21 protein-coding genes and 1 pseudogene are annotated in these 24,060 nt (G+C 48.1%); 6 read left to right on the top strand and 16 right to left on the bottom strand.

Features of this window, described 5'->3' with window-relative positions; all coding sequences use genetic code 11:
• Window positions 1-115 precede the first annotated feature (115 nt).
• Window positions 116-868: a DUF1835 domain-containing protein gene (locus LX66_RS20395; RefSeq protein WP_145716987.1), complete on the bottom strand. Its 753-nt coding sequence runs from the start codon at window positions 866-868 to the stop codon at window positions 116-118.
• 242 nt (window positions 869-1,110) lie between these two features.
• On the opposite strand from LX66_RS20395, the gene LX66_RS20390 reads away from it, so the two are divergent.
• Window positions 1,111-1,677 carry a Crp/Fnr family transcriptional regulator gene (locus tag LX66_RS20390; RefSeq protein WP_145716985.1) on the top strand — a complete coding sequence of 189 codons (567 nt, stop codon included), beginning with the start codon at window positions 1,111-1,113 and terminating at the stop codon, window positions 1,675-1,677.
• 78 nt (window positions 1,678-1,755) lie between these two features.
• On the top strand, window positions 1,756-2,496 hold the full coding sequence (locus tag LX66_RS20385) for an SDR family oxidoreductase (protein WP_145716983.1): 741 nt from the start codon (window positions 1,756-1,758) through the stop codon (window positions 2,494-2,496).
• A 42-nt stretch (window positions 2,497-2,538) separates the two neighbouring features.
• Here LX66_RS20385 and LX66_RS20380 read toward each other — a convergent pair whose 3' ends face one another.
• From LX66_RS20380 to LX66_RS20365, 4 genes are read right to left on the bottom strand one after another with little or no spacing between them, the layout of a single operon-like run.
• Window positions 2,539-3,411: an SDR family NAD(P)-dependent oxidoreductase gene (locus tag LX66_RS20380; RefSeq protein WP_244620471.1), complete on the bottom strand. Its 873-nt coding sequence runs from the start codon at window positions 3,409-3,411 to the stop codon at window positions 2,539-2,541.
• Between the two features lie 32 nt (window positions 3,412-3,443).
• Window positions 3,444-4,349 carry an AraC family transcriptional regulator gene (locus tag LX66_RS20375; RefSeq protein WP_145716981.1) on the bottom strand — a complete coding sequence of 302 codons (906 nt, stop codon included), beginning with the start codon at window positions 4,347-4,349 and terminating at the stop codon, window positions 3,444-3,446.
• A gap of 50 nt (window positions 4,350-4,399) precedes the next feature.
• A complete protein-coding gene (locus LX66_RS20370) occupies window positions 4,400-5,164 on the bottom strand; it encodes a hypothetical protein (protein WP_145716979.1) in 765 nt (254 codons plus the stop codon).
• A 6-nt stretch (window positions 5,165-5,170) separates the two neighbouring features.
• The gene (locus tag LX66_RS20365; RefSeq protein ID WP_145716977.1) at window positions 5,171-6,277 is read right to left on the bottom strand and encodes an alpha/beta hydrolase family protein; all 1,107 of its coding nucleotides are present in this window, start codon (window positions 6,275-6,277) and stop codon (window positions 5,171-5,173) included.
• A 219-nt stretch (window positions 6,278-6,496) separates the two neighbouring features.
• On the opposite strand from LX66_RS20365, the gene LX66_RS20360 reads away from it, so the two are divergent.
• Window positions 6,497-7,750: a hypothetical protein gene (locus LX66_RS20360; RefSeq protein ID WP_145716976.1), complete on the top strand. Its 1,254-nt coding sequence runs from the start codon at window positions 6,497-6,499 to the stop codon at window positions 7,748-7,750.
• 28 nt (window positions 7,751-7,778) lie between these two features.
• Here the strand turns inward: LX66_RS20360 and LX66_RS20355 are convergent, their stop codons facing one another.
• The 5 genes and pseudogenes from LX66_RS20355 to LX66_RS20340 form a co-directional block, all read right to left on the bottom strand.
• Window positions 7,779-8,207, bottom strand: coding sequence for an EthD family reductase (locus LX66_RS20355; RefSeq protein ID WP_145716974.1), 429 nt, complete (start codon window positions 8,205-8,207; stop codon window positions 7,779-7,781).
• Window positions 8,208-8,459: 252 nt separating this feature from the next.
• Entirely contained in the window at window positions 8,460-9,152 is a 693-nt protein-coding gene (locus LX66_RS20350) for a hypothetical protein (RefSeq protein WP_145716973.1), read from the bottom strand.
• 33 nt (window positions 9,153-9,185) lie between these two features.
• On the bottom strand, window positions 9,186-11,546 hold the full coding sequence (locus tag LX66_RS20345; protein ID WP_158642692.1) for an ABC transporter permease: 2,361 nt from the start codon (window positions 11,544-11,546) through the stop codon (window positions 9,186-9,188).
• A gap of 48 nt (window positions 11,547-11,594) precedes the next feature.
• Window positions 11,595-11,798 (bottom strand): annotated as a pseudogene (locus tag LX66_RS28655) (permease prefix domain 2-containing transporter); the annotation flags it as partial.
• Window positions 11,795-12,133, bottom strand: a complete 339-nt coding sequence (locus LX66_RS20340; protein WP_145716969.1) for a PadR family transcriptional regulator — start codon at window positions 12,131-12,133, stop codon at window positions 11,795-11,797. The gene LX66_RS20340 and the pseudogene LX66_RS28655, both read right to left, overlap by 4 nt.
• A 359-nt stretch (window positions 12,134-12,492) precedes the next feature.
• Between LX66_RS20340 and LX66_RS20335 the strand changes: the two genes are divergently transcribed.
• Window positions 12,493-13,071 (top strand): dihydrofolate reductase family protein, encoded by a 579-nt coding sequence (locus LX66_RS20335; RefSeq protein WP_145716967.1) that lies wholly within the window; start codon window positions 12,493-12,495, stop codon window positions 13,069-13,071.
• Window positions 13,072-13,088: 17 nt separating this feature from the next.
• Here LX66_RS20335 and LX66_RS20330 read toward each other — a convergent pair whose 3' ends face one another.
• The 3 genes from LX66_RS20330 to LX66_RS20320 all read right to left on the bottom strand — a co-directional run bounded on the left by LX66_RS20330 (window position 13,089) and on the right by LX66_RS20320 (window position 16,316).
• Entirely contained in the window at window positions 13,089-14,102 is a 1,014-nt protein-coding gene (locus LX66_RS20330; RefSeq protein WP_145716966.1) for a terpene synthase family protein, read from the bottom strand.
• 216 nt (window positions 14,103-14,318) lie between these two features.
• Window positions 14,319-14,957, bottom strand: a complete 639-nt coding sequence (locus LX66_RS20325; protein WP_145716964.1) for a class I SAM-dependent methyltransferase — start codon at window positions 14,955-14,957, stop codon at window positions 14,319-14,321.
• Between the two features lie 162 nt (window positions 14,958-15,119).
• Window positions 15,120-16,316 (bottom strand): MFS transporter, encoded by a 1,197-nt coding sequence (locus LX66_RS20320; RefSeq protein WP_145716962.1) that lies wholly within the window; start codon window positions 16,314-16,316, stop codon window positions 15,120-15,122.
• A 77-nt stretch (window positions 16,317-16,393) separates the two neighbouring features.
• Here LX66_RS20320 and LX66_RS20315 point away from each other — a divergent pair, with 77 nt between their 5' ends.
• The gene (locus LX66_RS20315) at window positions 16,394-16,822 is read left to right on the top strand and encodes a winged helix-turn-helix transcriptional regulator (RefSeq protein WP_145716960.1); all 429 of its coding nucleotides are present in this window, start codon (window positions 16,394-16,396) and stop codon (window positions 16,820-16,822) included.
• Window positions 16,823-16,998: 176 nt separating this feature from the next.
• On the opposite strand, the gene LX66_RS20310 is transcribed toward LX66_RS20315, so the two are convergent.
• The 3 genes from LX66_RS20310 to LX66_RS20300 are packed head-to-tail and all read right to left on the bottom strand — an operon-like array spanning window position 16,999 to window position 22,931.
• On the bottom strand, window positions 16,999-18,156 hold the full coding sequence (locus LX66_RS20310) for a glycoside hydrolase family 43 protein (protein WP_145716958.1): 1,158 nt from the start codon (window positions 18,154-18,156) through the stop codon (window positions 16,999-17,001).
• A 51-nt stretch (window positions 18,157-18,207) separates the two neighbouring features.
• Window positions 18,208-19,749 (bottom strand): SusD/RagB family nutrient-binding outer membrane lipoprotein, encoded by a 1,542-nt coding sequence (locus LX66_RS20305; protein WP_145716957.1) that lies wholly within the window; start codon window positions 19,747-19,749, stop codon window positions 18,208-18,210.
• Window positions 19,750-19,760: 11 nt separating this feature from the next.
• A complete protein-coding gene (locus LX66_RS20300) occupies window positions 19,761-22,931 on the bottom strand; it encodes a SusC/RagA family TonB-linked outer membrane protein (RefSeq protein ID WP_145716955.1) in 3,171 nt (1,056 codons plus the stop codon).
• 229 nt (window positions 22,932-23,160) lie between these two features.
• Here LX66_RS20300 and LX66_RS20295 point away from each other — a divergent pair, with 229 nt between their 5' ends.
• Window positions 23,161-23,991 (top strand): helix-turn-helix transcriptional regulator, encoded by an 831-nt coding sequence (locus LX66_RS20295; protein WP_244620470.1) that lies wholly within the window; start codon window positions 23,161-23,163, stop codon window positions 23,989-23,991.
• Window positions 23,992-24,060 lie beyond the last annotated feature (69 nt).

Raw genomic sequence — 24,060 nt, 5'->3', positions numbered from 1 at the left:
CCAAATAATGGCGAACGATTTAATACAGGTTTTTAAGGAGATACTCCCTTTTTTCTTCCTGCACCTGGATATAATAACAAACCATCCATCACCCCGCCATATTGCCAATGCGCTGTTAGCGGTTGCGCATTACTTTGTCATAAAGCTGTTTTAACTGGCTGTCACCAAAACCATAAATGCTTTCTCTGTCCCAGAATTCTTTGAACACTTTATGAAAGTCAGTGGAAATGTTTTTTGTGATGTCTTCAATGACTTTTTCAGGTCTGCCCTTTGTGCCATCTTTTGGAAAACGGTCCACATGCGCCTTTACGACTTCTTGTAAATACGGAAATGCTGAAGATTGATTCTTTGAAAGATTTACCAACTCATCAAGATTATTATTTTTATAAGCTTCCCACAAGTCTCTCCCTAAATTTATGTCGGCTTTGCTTAAAAGGATTTTATTCGCATAACAAACTTTAAGCTCCTCTGAATTTGCTGGTCCAAAGCCATTCCAGAATTGTTTACTGGTTTTGTCTAAATAATAAGTATAAACAGCAAAAACTTTTTTCTTTATTGGCAAACTATTGATAATTGAAATAACAAACCACATATTTACCTGGCAAAACAAGTCATACTCAAACCAAAGATTAAATTCTGAATTATCAGGCGCATTCCTTATTTTTTCAAACTCTTTTACAACATTCCTATGGTATTCTGTTTCAGTTAATTCCATATACTTTGCTCTTGATTGCCAAAAGTCATGCAGATTGTCGCCAGACAAATCTCCATCTATAAGACCTTCTCTAACCACTATTACATCTCCTTCAATTTTGGTGTCTGGGACACTGTAAGCAAGAGAGTCGCCGTTTAAAATATTATAAATCATGAGTATGATTTTTTTACAATGCCGCTAACGCTTTCCTTGCCGTAACCTTATTGCGGCAATACAGCTAAATTACTTCAAATTTTTAAGATGGATCGCCCAAAGGATATGGTGGAAATTTACAATGGCAAAAGGCTGATATAGTTAGGTTATCTTTGCTGGTTTTGACATATGGAACTTTCGGGTAGAAGGTTCCTTCCAGTGGAAGTGAACGCCCATATATCTAACTTTACTAAATTGCCACTATGAAAGAATTGATCGATTATATCCTCCAGTTTGGGAACCTGGACAAACAGCAAATCGACCTTGTTATAAGCAGTGCGATTGAATGGAGTCTTCAAAAAAGCGAATATTTTTCAGAAGCGGGGCGAATTCCCCAGCAGGTCGGTTTTATTGTTGAAGGTGTTATTCGCGGTTGTTATTACAATAACAAAGGCGAGGAAATTACACGTTGTTTTATTAGTGAAAACAGCCTTGTAGCTGACTATATTAATTTTGAAGCCAATACTTCCTCTTCGGAATATTTGCAGGCATGTACAGACTGTAAACTTATCGTCTTTTCAAGAAAAAATTGGGAGGAGCTTTCTCAAGTTATTGCAGGCTGGGATAATATCAAAAACAAGATGGTACAAATATGTATGTACCAGAAGTCAAGAAAAGGCCCGGTCATTTCACAAGATGCTACTACACGTTATATGGAATTTATGGAGAACTACCCGTCGCTTATTAATCGTGTCCCGCTGGCGTACATTGCTTCTTACCTGGGTGTTACCCGGCAATCATTGAGCAGAATAAGAAAAAACATTCGGTAAACCTGCTTTTTTACCAAATGGTAAATAGTTTTCTTTTAGGATGATGCAATTTTGCTTCGTTAATTAAAAAGAATAACAATGAAGAAAGCATTCATCACCGGCGCTAATAAAGGAATAGGTTTCGAAACTGCAAGACAGCTATTGCAAAAAGGATTTTATGTCTATATCGGAAGTCGTGATTTAAAAAAAGGCGTGAGCGCAGTTGAAAAATTAAAATCGGAAGGACTCCCCCACGCAGAAGCCGTACAGTTGGATGTGACAGATGAGAAATCTGTAACGATGGCCCGCGAGGGAATCGGCGAGAAAACGAACGTATTAGATGTGCTCATTAATAATGCAGGCATTAACGGAGGGCAACCGCCTTACAGCGCCCTGGATGCAACTTCGGAACAATTTATAGCCGCATTCGATACCAATGTAGTCGGCGTGGCAAGAGTAACGAAGGCGTTTATTGACCTGTTACGCAAATCAAATGAACCGAGGATTGTCAATGTAAGTACCAGCGTAGGCTCTCTTTCATTGCAAAGTGATCCGGGTTGGCCGGCGTATAATTATGCAAAATATGCAGTTTATGGAGCATCAAAGGCGGCGCTGAATATGTATACCGTTCATTTGGCCTACGAGCTGCGTGATACATGCTTCAAAGTAAATGCAGTTTGCCCGGGATATACCAGTACTGATTTCACCTTTAACAATGGGGGCCCGGTGGATACTGCGGCAAGTCGAATTGTCAAGTATGCATTGATTGACCAGAACGGTCCTACCGGTAAGTTTTTCAGTGAGGAAACTAACCCTGAAACAGGGGTAGTTCCCTGGTAAAATTTATTATCCTGCAGTTTGAAATTTCAAACAACGGTTATATCAGGTAAAATCAGTTAAAAAGGAAATATCCTTCCAGGTATCCATTTGAGCCTGTAATTCCGCTATTTTTATTTTTGCGCGATTGAATGCATCACTACCAAGAAACAGGTCAGTAGCAGGGTTCGGGCTGGCGACTAACTTTAAGAATACATCTGCAATCTTATCCGGGTCGCCTGGTTGCATGCCATCCATACTGTTCATCTTGTCATGATTTTTCCTTAGATAGGCATAGTCCTCAATTTGAATCCTGCTGTATTCAATTGAGCCCGCTTTGGCAAAGCTGGTCCTGAACCAGCCTGGCATAACATTCGTCACGTGGATACCCAACGGTTTTAGATCATGAGCCAACGCTTCGCTTAGACCGCTCACCGCAAATTTGGCGGCGCAATACATTGACCACCCACTACCAGGTGCAAAGCCGGCAATCGAAGAAATATTGATGATATGGCCCGAGCGCTGCCTTCTCATATAGGGTAACGCCTGCTGAACGACGCGTACAACAGCGAAGAAATTAACCTGGAAATTTCTGTCGATTTCCCCTGGGGTAAGTTCCTCTAAAGCACCACCTAACCCGTAGCCAGCGTTATTTACAACTACGTCCAAACGGCCAAATTTTTCATATACTTTCTTAATAGAAGCTGTGATGGACTGCTCGCTTTCCAGGTCTACTTCCAATGGCAGAAACCGGCCGCCGTTCCCCTCAAACGCTTTGAACGCGGCAATTGATCTCGAAGTTGCAGCAACATGCTGGCCTTTTGCCAATAGTTGCCTAGTAAGGGACAGGCCCATTCCCTTAGATGCCCCTGTGATATACCAAACTTTTGAATTGCCCATAATCTTTTTTTGCAAAATTACCTTGCAGGCAGTTCTCATTTTTGTTGCATATAAACCATTATTTGTCAAATTCAAACCTGTCTGAAATCAGACGGATTCATAGTGGTCTGCTTCTTGAAAAAGTTGTTGAAGTGTGCCTGATCTTCAAACCCCAGCACGTAGCTGATCTCGGCAATGCTCCAGTCTGTGTGCCTTAGCAGGACCTTGGCTTCTGCTGTAAGACGCTCGAAGATAAGATCGGTAGTGGTACGTCCAGTGGTTTTCTTTATAGCGCGGTTGAGATAATTTACATGGACACAGAGCCTTTTTGCAAAAGCTTTCGGGAAACGCAATTCAAAACGCTGCGAGGTCGATTCAATCGGGAATTGACGTTCCAGCAATTCCGTAAAAACGGAAGTGATCCGGGTAGCGCCATCTCCATGCTTAAGCGGGTTGTTTGCAGGCTGGAGCTTCATTGCTAAATAGAATAGTTCGCTGACATAATTTTTGATCAGCTCATATTTATAGACGTAATCCGTATCAAACTCTTTGATGATTTTTTCAAAAATGCTTTTCACTTCGCGGGTTCTTTCATCATCCAGGGAAAAGACAGGCTGTGAACCTGTAGTGAACAAAGGCAGCTCCCCTAAGTCCAGGCGCAGGCTCTCCTGGAAAAACTCATTCTTGAACACACAGAAATAACCGGAGCTATCGGACGTTAATGGATCATAAGTATACGGTACCAGGGGATGAAAGAAAAGCAACGTATTCCCGCTTATCGGAATACTTTTGTTGCCGTAATGGAAAACATTATCTCCCCGGAAAAGCATAATCTTAAAGAAATCCCTGCGGATAAAGGTTGGTGAACTGGTGCCGGAGCGGATCCTGTCTTCAATCCTGAAGACATTAAACTGCCCAATGTTCTTTTGGAAATCTCCGGACAGGACACCATACTTGTCCTTGTAGAACTGTTCAAGTGATTCTGTTGCTTTTGCCATAAATCGATATGATTTGCAAAATTCATACTTTTTTATGGGATGTGGAACACTTATTTGGATGCTGTCTGGGATATGATCAAAGCAGTGCCGCAAAAAGATAAACAGGTCAGGAAGCCAATAAAATTTTCTCCTTCCTGCCACCGCGGAAAGTAAATGGAGTAATAAAGGTGTAACGATAACAACCAGATAAATAAATTTAACCCAAGTAGCAGCAAAATTGGTTTTACTTTATAGTTACTGAAAATACTTATCGCTGATCCCATGAGTGCAACACCGCCCAGGAAAGTCCAGAATTGCGGGAAGGGAAGATACTTAGGCACTAAATTGCTGACTCCTTCCAGGTTGTTGAAATGGCCAACTCCGAAATTATACAGCATGATCGCAAATAAATACTTACCCAAAGGTCCTGTCCTGGTAATCCATTTCATGAACCTGTTTTCGGGTTTGGGTGGATTCATGGTTGATACTACCAGGAATCCCCCGGACAATGCTAAAATTTTATTAAGATTCACCCAATAGTTATTAAAAGACCCTGCTGATAAAAACCTGGGGAAATGACCAAATAGAAACAGTAAAAAAAACAGGATGCCCATTAACCATGAAAGGGTATTGAATTTTTTACCAATAACAATTAAAGACCCTGCACCAATCAGCAGCACAGCTATAAAATAAGGGATAAAAGATAAACTGGAAGGTATACCTGTTAATCCAGGTATTATAATCGGCCTGATTCCCGGGTAGAAAAAATGCAGTACTCCTATGCCTGTTATCCCAATTGCAAAGAATATGCGGCCTGCGCTCATCCATATATTCATATAGTATTATTTTAAAGTGGTTTGATATGATGATTTTGAATGTAGACTACTCAACCATTTTGCCAAGATACCGAAGTATGATGGAGCATCCGGTGCAAACGCGGTGGCGTTGGCAGGGTCCAGTTCTTCCTCAGGAGCCACGGTGGTTGCCATTTCGTGATTTGCGCCGGCGATAACTGCATAGCCCAGGTTTGTTTTCCTGCCGGCCATTTTGCCGAGAAGTGCTGCAGAAATCCTGACCGGTACCCAGGGATCATCCGCTCCAAACAATATAAGGATGGGGCAACGGACTCGCTCAAGCGTTGTGACGGGATCGAGCGCGATCTCCTTCGCCCACTGGGAATGGGCAGGATCGTCCAGCATTGGCGAAATATAGGAATATTTAAACCATGGCCTTTTAACAGCATCCGCCAACATTTGTTCGACAGCGCGGCGATCTCCCCGCCCACGCATGAAATCATCTACCGCTGTTCTTGTCCTGATTGCTGCCCGGATATCTTCGTCGCGGAAACCTTTAACGCGCAGAATGTTTTCTACGGCAAAATTCATCTGCACATCCGGCGTTGTCAGGGGAGCGGATATGGATATGGCAAAGGCAACCTGTGGAGAGCGGGATGCGGCGAGCACTGAAAGCCAGCCTCCCTGGCTCAACCCCCAAAAGCCGATTTTCCGCGCATTGATCCGCTTGTCAGCGGCAAGCATTTGCAACGCGGCCAGGCCGTCGTCAGCCAGCGTATTAAAATCGGTACCTGCGCGTTCGCCGGTTGATTTGCCGCTGCCACGCCTGTCATAGATGAACACCGCATAACCCAGGACAGGCAGCAGGTCCTTTAAATGTTGATATAACGGAAGATCCCGCGTTGCCGAGGAGGCGGAATGGAATGCAATGATGGCGGGAAATGGCCCCGGCCCACCCGGCAGGTAAAGCGTACCGGAAAGACGGACATTGCCGTTCTGAAACTCCCTTTCCTCAGGTACCACGATCGTTGTTGCAGGGGCGCTCCAACCGGGCGCCACGACTTGCGCAACTACCGGCAAGGAGCTCTCATAAAAGCCCAGCGCCGCTATCGTTAGCACCCGCAGCAATTTCGAAGCGGAAGCTTGTTTATTCATATTAAATTATTTAGTTTTAAAATCATTTGTAAGCCATCATTGAAACGTTATGCAAGTAAGTCACCGGGCATAAAAATTCACTGCCAAAAGCTCAGCAAAAGCCCCCAAAACTGAATAAATACGTGCCTTCAGGGAATTTTGGGCAGCTTGATAAGAATGGAGGGGCCTGTTATCCGGGCCACTTGTATAAACTAATCTTGACCGTATTAAGATTGTTCTATGAATGAACAGGCATTGGTAAAAGCTAGTGTAATAGAGATTTTTAATAAAAATGGATATAGTGATCCCGCCAGGATGACCCAACGTGACTTTGATTATATCGGGGAGCAGCTAGCACAAAAATCCGGCATCCTGATAAGTGGAACCACCATAAAACGGCTTGCTTATGGCGAATTCACCCGCTTGCCCCAGGTAGCCACCTTAAATGCGATCGCCAATTACTATGATTACAAGACCTGGCAGGATTTTAAAGCCGGCAAAATTGACGAAGGGCCAGCGAAGGAATCAGCAAAAGAGCCGGAACGGAGGTTTAATATAAAATATTGGTCTGTACCGGTCGTCATCATCATCCTGGGAAGCTTTTATTTTTTCCACTCAACAAAAGGAACCCTGAAGAATGCAGAAAAGGCATCTTTTTCATTCCGGAAGAATACCCCGAACGATATTCCGAATTCTGTGGTTTTTAGCTATAATATTGATGAAGTGCAGGCCGATAGTTTTTTTATTCAGCAATCCTGGAATGAAAACCGTAAGAGAAGAATTTACAAAAAAACCTACACACTAACAGATATCTACTACGAACCCGGTTATCATATTGCAAAACTCATAGCGAATGATGCTGTCATCAAGACGGCAGATGTAAGTATTCCCACAGACCGCTGGTTTTTTTATGCTATTGACAATATAGCCAATTACACCACCCAGTATATTAAAGTGGATACTTTCAATAATAATGGCAGCCTCGGCCTGCGCATACAGCAATTGCAGGAGAATAATATTGAAGTCAGCAAAGACAAACGCTACCATTACGTGTACTTCCCCAGCCAGATGGATATACCCGGCGATAACTTCCGGTATAAAACCAGGGTACGAATGCAGGAAGTAAGAAATAGCTTATGCCCTTACATTGAAATAGAGCTCTATTGCCAGCGGTCGTTTATGAATATGAGATGTACAACAAAAGGATGTGCGCACGAGGCGTTCGTCGCATTCGGGGAGCAATTAAAGAAAGGAAGTGATAATGATTTACTTCCCATAACTTTTGACGTAAACCAGTGGACAGATATAGAAATAACAGTAAAAAATAAGGTGGCTGTTGTGAAAATAAATGGTAAAGAGGTTTTTTCAACAAGATATACTACAGATACCAAATACCTGGCCGGCCTTGGTTATATTTCAAACGGGTTGTGTGAGGTGGACAAGGTGGAATTATACAGCCTGGATGGAAAGGCTATGTACAAAAATGAGTTTTGACCGCAACACATCCCGGAAATGGTTCGCTTTATTTTACGACTTCACTCACCAGGATGACAGGAGCAACATTGGTATAGTTTACAAAATCTGCACGAATCGCATCCCTGTTTGGAGCGATCGCCGCCTGGTATTCACTTAAGCTTTTTACATAGAATGTGCCAATAGCCATAAAAGATAGAGGTTGGTTGGGAATACCACTGGAAAGGCCTTTTTCAATAGTATATTTAACCAGGTTTGACCCTAAGAAGCCGGCCACCATGGGCATGTGCTTCGTTTCATAATACTCCATATTGAAGGTTTTGCCCCCGGCATAAGGATACATGATGGATATCTTAATTAAGCCTTTTTCCGTAACGCTAATGTCGTTTCTTAGGGAATTTACAGCTTGCTTTCCCTGGCTGAATGCAGTAAAACAAGTGGTGAAAAGCAGAAAGGATAAGATTAGTTTGAATTTCATGATCAGTTAACTTTAAGTTACAAAAGATTTAAATGGTCAATTACTTTCATTTGTAGCAGCTATTCCAACAATTTACGTAAATCGTACGTAAGAGGCTGAGTTTTGTTCCGTAGAGATAAGTTGAAGCTATTCGAAACTGCCAGTACGATGCAGTGTAGGATGTTAATTTAGTTGTACCTCCAGGGAATTCAGGGGCTGGCTTCTCCCATACCTGGCACCGGATGCCCCGATACGTTGCACCTGCCGATAGCGCTAGTCTTTGGGAGTGACGACCAAATTTGCAAAATGGGCATCAGTGCCGTAGCCAATCCAAAGCCCGAGTGCACCCGCAAGGTCCGGTCCGTGTTTCAGGTCATTGACGATTAGCGTGGGGTGGGTAGCCCCGTTTACATACAGCCGGGCTTTATCTCCTTGCACCTCGATCCGTACCTTTGTCCATTCGCCAGCCACCAGGTCTACGTACGACTCATATTTTCCCGGGGTTTCTTTTCGGGATCGGTACCAGGGATAGTCGGGATACGAATAGTACTGCACCGAGTGGTTTCGCCGAACCTGTTCCTCAGCCCGGCCATTGGCGGGGCGCAGATAGATACACTCGAATCTGGATTCGTCGTCGGCAATACGGAAAGCGATGCCCACAAACCCCCGGGCTAACTCCCCCGCAGTAGACAGCGGTTTAGCAGCTAGTTCCAGTTCAATACTGCCGTTGTGAAAACGCAAATCCTTAATCTGGGCACGGGCTACTTCCAGGCCATTCGTGCTCATACCGGAATCGACCACACGAATACAGGGTTTCCCCAGGTAATTTTCTGCGGACACCTCGGCTTTAACCGGCAATAAGCCATCGAGGCTATTGAGGGGTATCTTGCGTTGACCAGGTTGAGCCATAACGGCACTCCACCCGAGAATAGTCAGGGCAAGGGCTAAAATCAAGTTGTTTTTCATAAATGTGTAATTAAGAGAATTAGAGTTATGGACCTACTCGCTGCGCAACGACTTTACAGGATTCACCAGGGCTGCTTTGACACTTTGTAAACAGACGGTGGAAAAGGCGATCATAATCGTCAGTCCACCCGCCAGTGCAAAGAACCACCACTCCATGCTGATTTTATATGCAAAATTTTGAAGCCAGTAATTCATAATATACCAGGCAACCGGGCAGGCAACCACAACAGCGGTCAAGACCAATTTCAGGAATTCACGCAGCAGCATCAGGACTATGCCACTCACAGAAGCCCCCAGCACTTTCCTGACCCCGATTTCTTTGGTTCGCCTTTCGGTTGTAAAACTGGCCAGTGCAAATAGCCCCAGGCCGGCTATGCAAAGCGCCAAAACTGTTAAGCCCGAAACCACCCGCTGAAAGCGCTCATCGGAACGATGCAGGGCGGCAAAATTTTGGTCCAGGAAAAAGTAAGTGAACGGTCGTTGTGGTACTAACTCATTCCATTTTCTCTCTATTTCGGTCAGGGATTCCTTCATGTCAGTTCCCCGTACTTTAATAAAAAGGTTACTCAGGTTTCGTCGCCCAACCACAAAGGCGAAAGGCTTGATGGGATTGTGAAGCGATGAGAAATGAAAATCTTTGACCACACCAACTACTGTCCGGTAATCCCCCATCTGATCCGTATCGACAATGGTGCCCAGGGGGTGGTGCAGATTTAGCTGCCGCGCTGCGGTTTCATTAATCAGCAATGAAGCAGTCGAATCGGAGGGGAACCTGGTTGAAAACAAACGTCCTTGCTTAACGCGGACATCCAGCGTTTGCAGGAAATCATTGTCAACGATCATGTAATTAACCACAATCGCCCGATCTGAACCTTTTGAGGCCATTCCATTCGCCCAATTGGACCCGCCAAAGACCCCGGATGCCGCACCTACTTTCACAACCTGCTTTAAGTCCAGCAACTCACTTCGGAGCGCATCCAGGTTTGACAAGCCCCCGATATTCGGCAATGTAATAATCTGCTCTTTGTCAAACCCCAGTGGCGTTGTTTTCAAAAACCTGATTTGCCTGGTTACTACAATGGTCCCGATCATCAAAAGCACGGAGGCCCACAACTGAAAAGTTACCAGCCCCTGCCGGACCCGTGAGAAGCGGGCGCCGGGTATTTTCTGGTTTTTCAATACCTGCGCTGGCGCAAATGAGGACAAAAACAAGGCGGGGTATACTCCCGCCAATAACCCGATGATCAGCGTAACCCCCAGGGCAGTCAAACAGGTTTGCAAGCCCAGGCGACTCCACACCGTGAAATTTTTGCCAACCAGCCCGCCAAAATAGGGCAATACGGCCATGACCAATCCTATGGCCAGGGTGCCCGACAGAACCGATACAACCATAGACTCTCCCAGGAACTGGACAATCAGAGACTGCCTGAAAGCACCGGCAACTTTCCGGACACCTACCTCACGGGCGCGTTGAGAGGAACGTGCCGTTGCCAGGTTGACATAATTGATCCCGGCTATAATCAGGATAAAAAGTCCGATAAACGAAAGTATCTGAACATAGGAGCGGTCGCTGTTCTGACCCAGTTCCCATTTAAGTTTCGAATTCAGGTGGATGTCGGTCAGTGCCTGGACATAAAAAATATCCTGGTTTTCTGGTTGATATTTCCTGACAAGTAAGCGCAGCTTATCTGTAAATCCTGCTACACTGGTATTGGGTTTCAACTTGGCGTAAGTATAAAAAGTATGCGATCCCCAATCTGTATCAGGGTTCACATCCCGTCGGCGCAGCGGGATCAGAAAATCAAAATGAAAATGGGAATTGCCCGGCACATCTTTCAGGACGCCTGTGACGGTAAAATCTCCCCCGTCAATTCGCAGGTTCAGCCGTTTTCCGACCGGGTTTTCCGAGCCGAAGTACTTTCGCGCCATCGTTTCCGTCAACACCACCGACTTGGGCGTCTGAAATGCTGATTGCTTGTTTCCAATAATAAAGGGAAATGTAAATACATCAAAAAAACTGCTGTCCACACGGTACACACCTTCTTCATAAAACTGCGCATCTGGCTGCCGGACCAGGAATTTCTGGTTCCAGTTGGGATAAATCCTGGTCACAGATGCTATTTCGGGGAGATCTTTTCGTAATGCGGCAGCCAAAGCAGACGGCGTGGTGGCATCCGGGGTACGACTTCCCTCCCTGGTAACAAAGTCCTTCACGACGCGGTAAATTCTGTCCGGATCGTGGTGGAACTTATCATAGCTTAGTTCATCATGGACCCAGAAACCGATCAGTAAACTGCAGAATAAACTTAACCCCAGGCCTCCCACATTGATAAAACTGTAGAGCCTGTGGCGAAGCAGGCTCCTGAAAGCGATCTTAATGTAGTTGCGTATCATACCGGGGATAATTATGGGAGTGGATGGATATCGTGTCTGATTTCTCCTTATATATCCTGGCTTAATAAAACCCAGCGCCTGATACCAGTACCGCCAGCGGGCTTTCCTTGCGCCAAGGCGCCCGACATTATAAGCAAAGTCCTCGTGCAGATCACCCAGGATAGTTTCGAGTAGGTGCGGTGCAACTAGCCACTCAAGGAGTTTGTTGGCCAGACCAGGCGGTTGCTCAGGATGATTACCCGAAGTTCTCATAATCCGATGCCCGGTTTTAGGAGATTTGTCAACTTTGACCAGAAGTTGTCTCTTACTTCCTGGATCTGCCGTAAGGTGTGTTCTCCGTAGGCTGTTATGGTATAAAATCGCTTTCTTCTCCCACCACGTTCGGCTGTAGCTCCGCCGACCTCAGATGTAACCATGCCTTTCTCTTCCAACCGCTGTAAAGCTGAATGCACCTGGTTCAATTTTACGGAACGGCCAGTCTGCTCAATGATCTCATGCATGAGCACCACGCCATATGCCTGTCCTCGCATCACAGCGACACTCAAGAGTACTATTTCTTCAAATTCACCCAGGTAGGTCCGGTTCATGATTGTTGATTATTCCAATATTTGCTGAACAAATAATTTGCCATAATTTTAAATGACTTCAATTCACTGATAATCAATATGAAAATTTTAAGCTAGTAATGAATAGTGCCCGATAATGAACAATAATTGTTCGCTATGGAACAGTGCCGGCAGAAAAAGGGTTGGAGTATGCTGTGTTTCTTCCGGATCAGGGAGTAACTATTAACGATACAATATTTGACGCAGGCGATTTCATTGAATTTGACCGTGAAAGTGGAATTCCTTTCCGGCAAACGGCGCAATCACCCCTTACCTTCGTCGCTATCACCCCTGCACCGCTATACGCCGATGCTTTATTTTTGGGAACAAATCTTTGACTTATGCGCAAGCTAATTATGAAGATGTCGATCTCGGTCGACGGTTTTGTCGGTGGTCCCAACGGGGAGAAAGACTGGGTCTTCAAAAGCTCGGATGAAGCTTCGAAGGACTGGAGTGTTGGGCAAATCAGGGAGGCCGGCCTGATTATTATGGGCAGAAAGTCGTTTGAGACGATGGCGCCTTACTGGCCAACTGCAACAGGGCCTTTTGCCGCACCAATGAACGAAATCCCCAAGGCCGTATTTACCCAAAAAGGGTTTGAAGTATCGCCCGGCACTTCTTCCCCGCCTGCAGCTACCTCCTGGGCTGAGGCGCGGGTCTTCGGCGGCGATCTTGCCGAAGGTATTAAACAACTGAAACAGGAGCCCGGGAAACCCATTGTCGCAATAGGCGGCGCCGGATTTATGCGCAGCCTGATAGCGACGGACCTGATCGATGAATATCACCTGGCGATCCATCCGGTAGTGTTAGGCGCCGGGCTGCCTATCTTCACGGCTGCGGCAAAGCCGCTGGACCTGAAACTGGTAGCCGTGAAGGATTTTTCCGGCGGAATCGTTGTTCATACCTATCAGCCCGCGTAGGGGCCATGCAGGAGCGCTTATCCCTGGCTAACATATTCACCTTCCACATAGCCACCTTTAACATAACGGGTTTTATCGTTTGTATGCCATGCATAAACACCGGCAACCATAACACCGAGGTCTGTTGCGTATTGGCTGGCGGTGTCCTGCAGGTCACCAAACGGCGGCAGGTTTTCTTTTAAGAGCAGGAATTCCTGTAAGTAGCTGTCATGAAGCTCCAATGCCGCCATATAAGCCTCTTTTAAGGGTAGCTTATGTTCATGTTGCATTACTTTTACAATATTCATTGTGTCTCCGTCGCGGTGTAGCTCCTTTGGAAGGGAAATGCAATCATTATGCATACCTATCATCCATGCACAAAGGTTGTGCATCCGTAGTATAAATGGATGTTCCAGTACACTGTCTGGCAGGTCGCGGTAATTTTTCTGCATCGCTACATATTTACAGAATGGCAGCCCGCCGCTTGTATCCAGCCTTATGATCAGGTAAACAGGAAGCGGGGGAGGGACATTGGCCTTATAATATACCCGTTCTTCCGCATACCCCCGGAGAACGTCGTGTATGGCAGCTATATATTTTTTATACAAGCGTTCCGGCATTCCGCATTTAATGGCATCCTGCCGTAAAATCCAGAATTGGTGGAATATTCCGTTGTCAGAGGGCTCGCGTGAATCTTCTCCTGTTAAAAGCGCCGTTATCCGTTCGGTCACTTCATTCATTTCATCGCGGGAGCAACGGTCCCAATAATCATCCATCATAGCTCCGTTTGCTGCGAAGTTTGCAAGCGGCCGGAGCTCCTCGATACCGTTCAAAAACGGGCAGCCGCGTGCGGCAATATCGGTAAGGTGATGCGACTTGTGTTTTTCCCGGGCGGCTTTACTGTGGAAAGTATATTCCTTGTCAATCCAGGCGTAATATTCTTCCCGTTGCCGTTGAAGATCGGGGTGCATAAAATCCGGGAAAGGATAGTGAGGTTTGGGCAGGTGCTGCAACCCTGCATAGAATTGCTCATCTGTAATGTTTTTTGACATGGTAATATCTTTAATGGTTATTGAGGAAATAGCAACCCTGGCTCTTTAGGGAATTGAAAATGCCCTTACAGGGTTATGCATAAACGAACAAAATTATACAGTTCAACAATAGGGTTTGGTACGAAAATAGCACAGTTGACTGAAACCAGGCTTCAGTCAACTGCCAGTTTTGCCAACATCCCTGTTGCCGCCAATCAGTATAATTTTACCGGGGCTTCACTTTTTCCCGGTCCAGATATATGCCCGCCTGGTAGGGTATTCCATATCTTTATGTGGATGCCTTTCTATGGCATCAATTACATTAAAACCCGTTTCGTCAAGCAATGCTATTATTTCACTTGTCTTAAAGAAGATTAAATCAATATCCACCTCTTTGTCGTGCGCATTGTCAAAATGGACAACCTCATCTCCCACGTGAAAAGAAAACAGGAAATCTCCCCCTGTTTTCAATACCCTGTTTATTTCTTCGAAGCATTTCCTGACCTCGTCAATCGTAAAATGTACTATCGCATAAAATGCCAACACACTGCCAAGATATCCTGGCGGATAGGCGATATTCAGCAAATCGCCTGTTTCAAATTTGATCTGAGGGGAAAGTTTCCCGGCAACACCGACCATTGCAGGCGACAGGTCAATACCAACGATGTCTTTTAAGCCATTGTCGTACAGGAATTTTGTTGTTTGCCCGGGGCCGCAGCCAAAATCGGCGCATAGTCCTTTGTCTTTATTGGCAGATGCAAATTCCTTCAATAACAACCGGTCTACATGTTTTTTATTAAGCTCATCCCAACGCTCAACGGCATAGTCGTCGGCTACCAGGTTATAGCAGTGCAATATTTTTTCCTGCGAATTCATGTTATTCCTGTTTTTATACTAACCGGATTTATAGGTTTTTAATATCTTTTGCTACCAGCTTAATAATGTTTACCTGTTTAGAGAGATAAAGCCCACCGAAGTGAGCTCAAAGCAATTTAACGAAATTTCCCATAGCCCGGCTTTTGCAGGGTGCGCTATCTGTTATGGTAAGCCTACCTGCCGCGTGCTGCGCATGGTGGCTGCCCAGAACAACAGGGCCAGTAGACCAATGCCGCCTCCCAGTATGCATACGCCGGTCCATCCGGCATGGTCATAGGTGGTGGTGGCGGCAATAGATCCGCCGGCGCTGCCTATGGAGTAAAAAAGCATGTATCCGCCGGTAACACGGCTGCCTGCATCCGGCAGCCGTTGCAGGAGCATGGCCTGGTTGGTCACGTGAACCGCCTGCAAGCCCAGGTCAAAGAGGATGATTCCTGCAGTCAGCGATACCAGCGACTGTGGCAGGAAGGCGGTGAACAGCCATGACAGTGCCATTAATCCCAGCCCTATGCCGGATGTCCATTGCGCATACCCGCTATCCGCCAGCCGGCCGGCCCGTGCGGCCCCCAATGCTCCCGCTGCCCCGGCCAGCCCGAACATGCCTACCTGCGTGTGAGACAGGGATAATGGCGCTGCGGTCAGCGGCAGTACCATGGGCGTCCAGAGCGCCTGGCCGGCTGCAAAGATCAGCATGGCGATGGTGGCGCGCACCAGCAGGATGCGCTCATGTACAAACAACCTTATCAACGACTGTAGTAGCCCGGTATAATTTCCCGCCCCGGATCTTGTTTGTGCGGCAGGCAGATAACGGAACAACAGCAGCGACATGACAATAATAGCAGCGGCGGATATAAAGTACACGGCCCGCCAGCCCGCGAAGTCGGCAACGGCGCCAGCAACTGTCCGTGCCAGCAGTAACCCGGTCACAATGCCGCTGGTAACGATTCCTACCACGCGTCCCCGTGAGGACGTGTCCGCCAGCCTGGCGGCATAAGCTACCATGGTTTGCGTAACGGCAGCCAGCATGCCCATCACAGCCAATGCGGCCATCAGGATAAACGGTGTTCGCGCGCTGCCGATCACCAGTAGCGATCCGGTCATCAGGAACAGCTTGAGCAGGATCAGCCGGCGGTTGTCCAGCATGTCGCCCAGCGGCACCAGCAGAAGGAGCCCGGTGGCTGCCCCCAGTTGAGTGGCTGTTACAATGCCGCCGAGCCTGGCGGGAGGAATGTGGAAGGTATTGCCCATGCGGTCTATCAGGGGTTGCGCATAGTAAATGTTAGCCACTACCAATCCGCAGGTAGCAGCCAGCAATAACACCAGCAGTGGTGTAAGTCCGGAATCCTGGTTTTTTTTCATATCTTGGTGCTTGCATTTTGCAAGTGCGAAGATAAGGTATTGTGCTTGCAAAATGCAAGTGGTTAAATTTGCCGGCTATGAAACAGATCACACACCGGTCCAACTGCACGATCAGTTGTACCCTGGACATTCTTGGGGATAAGTGGACCCTGCTGGTTTTGCGGGATATGATATTTGAAGAGAGATCTTCTTACCGGGAATTCATGTCTTCGGAAGAAGGCATTGCGTCCAATATCCTGGCGGACAGGCTGGCCCTGCTCGAAAGGGAGGGGCTGGTTACCAAAAAAGTGTCCGCTGCAAATAAGTCGAAATTCATATACACGCTTACTGAAAAGGCGATCCCTATACTACCGCTCATGGCGGAGCTGGTGCTGTTTGGCGCAACCTATTTTGATTTTACGTCCACCCGTCCCCCGGAATTGCTGGAGCAATTGAGGAAAAGCAAGGCTGCTACATTGAAGAAATATGCTGACCGCATCCGGCGGCGGATAAAAGAGGCGGAGTGAAAAAAATAGGCGGTAAGAGTACCGCCCGATTTTTTAACCATATCCTATGAAAAACCTGATACAAAGCTATGTGCTCCAGTTGGTTAAACGGGAAGGATTTAGTAAACGGCGCAAGTTTGCTGGTAAACGCGTTGTTTTACCCGGTGTTAACCAGTATTTAACAAACGCAATCGTGTCTACCGGGCGCCGGGCGCCACCTGCGGCGACGTGGTAGGCCCTTCTACCACAAGTGTCCCGTTTTCCAGTATCTTCATCCGGTCGATAAAAACAACGCGTTTTTCACCCGTTGCGGATGTCCTGGCATGATACACGCACAACATCTCTTTTCCGTCCGGCGAGTAGGTAATGCTGTTATGCCCCGTACCGGTCACCACGCCGCCCTGCTCCGTGTTTTTCTGCAATACAGGATTATTGGCTGCTTTGGTGAACGGGCCCAGCGGGCTTTTTGAGGTGGCATATCCCACGGCGTAGTTCCTGCCGCCAAAATAGTTAGCGGAGTACATCATATAGTAGGTGTCGCCTTTCCGGAAGGCGAACGAGCCTTCTGTCCACCGGCGGTTTACTTCCCTTGAGGTCACAGAGCGGCTTTCCCAGCCGGCCTGTTTGTCATTCATTTTTACCGGCGGGCGTAACAGGAGTACGGGTTCGCCTTTTACACCACTGAAATCGGGTTTTAGCTCAACGCCGTATACCCAGCTTTCCTCAATCGTATCAAACCATCCTTTTTGCCTGGCCCAGGCGGCAACCTCGCTTTCCACGGGATGCTTGTAGCAGCAACGGGAGTAATACAGGTAGATCCTGCCGTTTTCATCAAAAAGTACGTTGGCGTCAATGACAGGATAGCCGGGATCAAAGAGAGGCCTGTTGTGCAGGTCGGTGAAGGGCCCTGCAGGTCGGTCTGCTACGGCTACCCCGATACGAAAGTTCTCCAGCTCCTTGTTGGGGTTCTCTTTCCACTGCGCGCTGTAGAACATGTAGAATTTGCCTTTGTATTCGTACACTTCAGGCGCCCAGTATGCGCCGTCCCACGCAGCCGTGGAATCGCTCCAGCCGCGCTTGTTGCCTGCATGGTATACCTGCCCTTCGTCTTTCCAGTGTACCAGGTCGGTAGAGGAACAGGCGGCAAATCCGTTCCTGGCATTGCCGCCTGTTCCATACATATAATATTTGTCGCCTTTCACCTGCAGCACATACGGGTCTCCAAATGCTACCGGCAACGGGTTCTGGTAGGTACGTTCCGTTGCCGGTTGGCCGGGCTGTGCCAGCAATGCCGTGGAATGCAAGGTCAGGGTTAACAGGAGGATGCCTGTTGATATTTTTATTGTTTGCTTCATCATTTAATATTTGCCTGACGAAATGGATCTACAGGGCAAATATAATGATCCTTATGGCCTGTCCCACCATACCCGTGTGCTGAGTTTATCGGGGCCCTGCCTTGCAATGGCCTCATTCACGTTTTCAGTATTCACGCTCAGCTCCGAAGTAGGATAGGTTAGCCGCCTGATAAATGTTCCATTGGGCACATCCGGGTTATTGGGCTGTCCGTAAGGGTTAGGCGTGAGTGCCGGGAAGCCGCTCCTCCTGAAATTGGCAAAAGCTTCGGGGCCATTTAAAAAGGAAGCGATCCAGTACTGGGTATTGATCTGTTCCAGTTCGCTGCCGGCGGTGAGCGGGTTGGCAGCTACGTAATTATCGCGGGCCGTAGGGGAAACGGCCGCGTTGGGATCGTAGGTTGCCATTTGATCCATATGCGCACGGATACCATCTGCATAATACTGTGCTGCCGTACCGGTGCCTATCCATCCCCTGAAGCGGGCTTCGGCCAGCAGCAGGTTGGTCTGCGCCGCTGTTACCAGGAACACCGGAGAAGATATTTTTACCATCCTGCGGCGATCTACCTGGCTGTACTCATAGAAGCTCACCAGGCCGTCGGCCGTAGCGGCCGCGATGATGGTGCCGTTATCATGCCCGATAGGCATGCCTATTTGTTGAGCGGGGTCGGTAGTACCGGCGGCAACGGTTTGTCCCGCGCCGCTGCCAGCGCCAACATACCGGATGGCAATGGCCTGCAGGCGCGGGTCATCGGTTTGCCGGAGCTGGTCTACAAACGGTTTGGTAAGGTAGAAATTTGCTGCCTCACTGCCGTTGAGCGTACTGCCGATAGGCTGGGTGAAATTGGGGTCGTGGCGTATATAGGCATTATCGGCATTCGCAGTAATGACGCCACCCGCAACGGCCGCCTGCACGGTGCTTTGAGCGGTCGCCGCGTCTACTTTGCTTAGCCGCATGCCGGCGCGCAGCAGCAGGGAATAGGCAAATTTTTTCCATTTGGCCACATCGCCGGCATATAATACATCGCCGGTTTCAATGGTGCCCGCGGGGTCCAGCGCCGCTGCTGCTTCCGTCAGCTCCTGTATGATCTTCGGGTAAATCTCCTGCTGGGGGTCGTACTGCGGAAGCAGGACCTGGTCTGAAAAACCGGCGCCGCCTTCCGTATACGGAATATCGCCATATTCATCCGTCAGGATCATGAACACATAAGACTGGTAAATGCGCGCCATGTTGTACATATTGCTCCTGGCCGGGTCGTCCTTTGAACGCATCAGCGCGTCATGGGAATTCTTGATCACGCTTTGGTAATAGGCCGTCCACAAGGGTTGTGTGGTCACGTCGCGGCTGTCCTGGTTAAAATTGGCGCCTGCCAGCACGCCGCCGTTCGGGGTCACCATCTGCTGCACAATGCCCACATCGAATACCAGTGATTTTACGGGAAACGAGGTATTGATCACCGCCTGGTTCAACAGGAGGGCCGGGTCGAGCGCGGTGGGATTTGTTTTGCTTACATTCAGGTCCGATAGTCCACTTTCACAGGAGGCAGTCGTTAACAGCAACAAGATCCATAAACGATAGCTGAATATCTTTTGCATGATGTAGTTTGTTAGAATTTAATGTTTAGGTTCAATCCAAGGCTGCGGGTGGTAGGCAGGCCGGGAGATTCAAGCCCTACCTGGTTATCCGAGCCAAAACCAAATGTTTCAGGATCGATATTGTCTACCCATTTCTTGATGATCAGCACATTATTGGCCACAAAATCAAGCTTCAGGCCCTTTATTGGCCACCTGGCGGGAATATGTTTCGTGAAATCATACCCCAGCGATGCCTGGCGCAGCTTCCAGTAACCGCCGTTATAAATTACCGCTTCCACGATCTGCTGCGAGCGAAGATGTTCCCAATAAGTTTGCACCGGCGCCAGGGCTTCATTGGGATTGCCGTTGGCATCAACTCCATCACCTTTTACGCCGTTGGTGCGGCCTTCGAGGGTCATTTTGTGCAGGCCGTGCCGCACGGCATTGAAGTTGGTGCCAGACAATATTTTATTACCCAGTTTGTAATCTATGAACACCGTGAGATTTATTCCCTTGTAGCTAAAAGTGTTCAGGAAACCGCCCACCCATTTGGGCAGGGCGCTGCCAAACAGCACGAAGTCGGAGGTACGCTGGGGCAGGCCGTTCGACTGGAATATCCTTTGCCCTTTGTCATTGCGCGCATACCCGTAACCGGCAATCTGCCCGATCTCTTCACCTACCACATGCCTGGTCTCCCCGTTGAATACATGCGTACCCGTAGTAATGCGCTCGCCCGGGTTGTCGGTAATGATGCTCAGCACTTTGGTGATATTGTAGGAAGTATTGGCGGTGAAATCCCAGTTGAACTGGCGATCCCTTATCAGCGCCAGGTTTAACATGGCTTCAAACCCATGGTTGCGGCTTTTGCCGCTGTTGATGGGGGTATTGAGGAAGCCCGAAGCGTCGGATATCTGCACCAGGACGATCTGGTCGCTGGTGATCTTCCGGTAAGCTGCGATGTCTAAATTTACGCGGCTGTCAAACATGCGCATTTCCAGACCTACTTCTGTTTCCGCCACGCGGCTGGGTCTCAGCCTGGGGTTGGGCAGGGTAGTGCCGGTTACCCCGTTGCTGATATTGCTGGTGCCCACAGGCACCGGTACGCCATTGGGATTGGTAATGAAATTTGCGTTTACCGTGTAGAACAACTGGTCGGAATAAGGGGCCACATCGCCATCGCTGCCCACTTCGGCATACCCGAGCCGTAATTTGCCAAAGTTCAGCCAGGTAGCACCGGGCAAATGCTCCGAGAATACATAGCTACCCGAAACGGAGGGGTACATAATGCTCCGGTTGGCCGGTGAAAGGGTAGAGAACCAGTCGTTGCGCAGGGTACCGGTAAGATAGAAGGTCTGCTTCCAGTTTAATTCCGCCGCGCCGTAAAGGGAGTTCACTCCCTGCTCTGTGAGCGTGTACACCGGGTCTTTGGCCCGCCCGTTCTGCACCGTGTACAGGTCCCTGATGATGAAATCCGTCACCACTACGTTGTTAATGTCGGAACGCTTGCGCATGCGGTTGCCCCCGGCATTTATATTGACTCCCAGGTCGCCAAACGTTTTATTGGCGTTCACCAGGAAATCGAGGTTCGTTTCCCGGAAGCGGCGTGATTCCTGGGTGAATACCCCGTTCACGAATCCGGGAGGCGCCGCCGCCCTGGAAGCCTGGCCGGTAGGGAAGTTGTTGACATCCTCATCGCGCGACCAGTAGTCCTGCCCGAAGCGGCCCTGTATGCTCAGCCAGGGGAGGATGTTATATTTCAGTGTTACGTTGCCAAATATGCGGTCACGTTTGATATTGTGGAACTGTTCCGCCAGCACCCAGTAAGGATTGGTCCGGTTGGTGAACCTGGACCAGGGGTATTCATTACCGGCGGCATCGTACTTGTTTTCGTTCAGCACATTCAGCGGCATGGACGTTGACAAAGCCATTAGAGTTGTGGGAATGGAATTGTCCTGGTTGGCGATATTCGGCGGGTTTTTATTGATCTCCCGGGAATAGTTGATGTTGCCTGATATCATGAATTGCTCCGTAACATTATAGCTGTAGCCCAGGTTCATGGTTTTCCGGTTGAAGGAATTGTTGGGCATGATGCCTTTATTGTCCGTATTGTTCAGCGACAGCCGGAGGCCACCTTTGTCGTTGCTGACGTCAAACGCCACCGTGTTGGACACATTCTGGCCATGGCGGTAGAATTCCTTGATACGGCTTCCCTGCGGCTGGTAGGGAACAGTAAGATTGTTAAAGAGGATGTGTGTCATACCCGGTGCAAATCTTTCACCGAATGACCATTGCCCCGAAGTAGGATTGGGCGTGGTAGGGCGGACACCGTTCTCGCCCTGGCCGTACTCGTCCTGGTAATCCGTAAAATCCAACGGGGTGTCGTTGGTGTAGTTAAGGTTATAGGTAACGCCAATCCCTTTTGTTTTTCCTTTTGTCTTGGTAGTGATCATGATCACACCGTCTTTAGCGCGCGAGCCATAGAGGGCGGATGCGGGCGCCCCCTTTAATACGGTCATGCTTTCAATATCATCGGGGTTGATACTGGAAAGGCCGTCACCACCGTCGGCAAAAACGCCGCCGCCTTTTACCGTGATAGTATTGTCGTTAAAATTGGTATTGTCAACAGGTACGCCGTTGATAACGATCAGCGGGTTGTTCTGCCCCGACAGGGAGGACTGGCCGCGGATGCGGATCTTGGATGTGCCGCCGGGACCCGTGCCCAGGGAGGATATGTTCACCCCCGCCACCTTGCCCTGGAGTGAGTTCATTACATTGCTGGTGCGGTTTACGCTCAGCTCTTCGGGGTTCACGTTGGTGGCGGCATAACCCAGTCCACGGGATTGCTTTTTAATACCCAGGGCCGTTACGATCACTTCTCCCAGTTCCTGCTTCCCGGTAACGAGTGTAACATCTATCACCTGGCGGCCTGCAACCGCCACCTCCTGGGTGGTATATCCTATGGAGCTGAAAACAAGCGTGGCATCGCCGGGCGCAGTAATGCTGAATTTGCCGTCGCCGCTGGTGGTAGTCCCCCTGGACGTGCCTTTTATCACCACGGAAATGCCCGGCAGTTTCGTGCCTTGTTCATCCGATACAGTACCTGTTATTGTTTGTGCATGGACAGTGGATACCAATAAGAAAAGGGGGAATAGCAGCCATAACCTGACCAGGCCAGGGGGCATGCCGCCTAGATATTTTTTCATACCGTGGATGTTAGTGACATTAATTGTTGATCAGACAAATTATCCGGAATTTCATTTAAAAACTTCCAAAATAATACGGCGTTGAATTTTGTACATGTCTGATCAATAAATTCCCTTTCTTTATGCACGCTCCGGAAAAGGAGGCGGTTGTTCAAAGCATAGATAAAGCCATATGAATCAATTTGTGCTACAACACGGTAAATCGGCAGAATTGCGGTTATTTCCGTACATGCTGGAATTAGGCATGAAGAAGAATGGCGCTATTCTCCCCAATACATTTCTCACAACGGCCACGGAAGGTATCAGGATATATTACATTATCGAAGGCAAGTTTGAATGGCGTATAGACCATCAACCCTATTTTTTTTACCCTGGAGATGTAGCCCTGATACTGCCGGGCAAACCATTTGGCAGCGATAACGGTACACTGGAGATCGGCTCTTTTGCCTGGATTCACCTGGATATACAAAAACAGGATAACGGTTATATACTACCCGGTAAATGGAGCGGCTTGTCAGAAAGCGAAGGCGCCGCAATCGGCAGGATGCTGTCGTTGAACAGCTCACCGGTATTATCCAGGTTCAGTGAGGCCGGCAAAATATTAAAATGCATACAAACGGAATTGTTCGCCCATGAGATAGGTTACCAAACGCGTATCAATCACCAGGTGGATGAGCTGCTGATCAAGATGATCCGGCATATGAGCCGGCAGGTCCGCCCCGGCCGCGATTTTCCCAAAGCCTTCCTGCGCCTCGAAGAAGTGCTGCGCCAGAACCTGTCGCATCAATGGACGGTAGATGAAATGGCCGCCCTGGTTGGACTGGGCACCACGCTGTTTACAGAAAGGGTGAAAAGCTATTCGGGTTTTTCGCCCATTAATTACCTGATCAATATTCGTATTTCGGAGGCTATTAAATTATTGAAACGGCCTGATATCAGCGTGACCGACATAGCACTGGATACCGGGTTCTATTCGTCGCAGCATTTTGCCACCACGTTTAAAAAGCTGACCGGCCACCGCCCCAGCGAATTCAGGAAGCATCATTTACGCAATGAATAATTACCAGGAACATGAAACCGGGCATAATAAACATTTTTAACAAAAGGACATGTTAATGCGAGGTTCCAT

Origin of the sequence: Chitinophaga japonensis, from assembly GCF_007830125.1 — a bacterium.
Classification (GTDB): Bacteria; Bacteroidota; Bacteroidia; order Chitinophagales; family Chitinophagaceae; genus Chitinophaga; species Chitinophaga japonensis.
The sequence above is the reverse complement of the archived record's forward strand: the minus strand, read 5'-3'. Positions and strand labels throughout refer to the sequence as shown.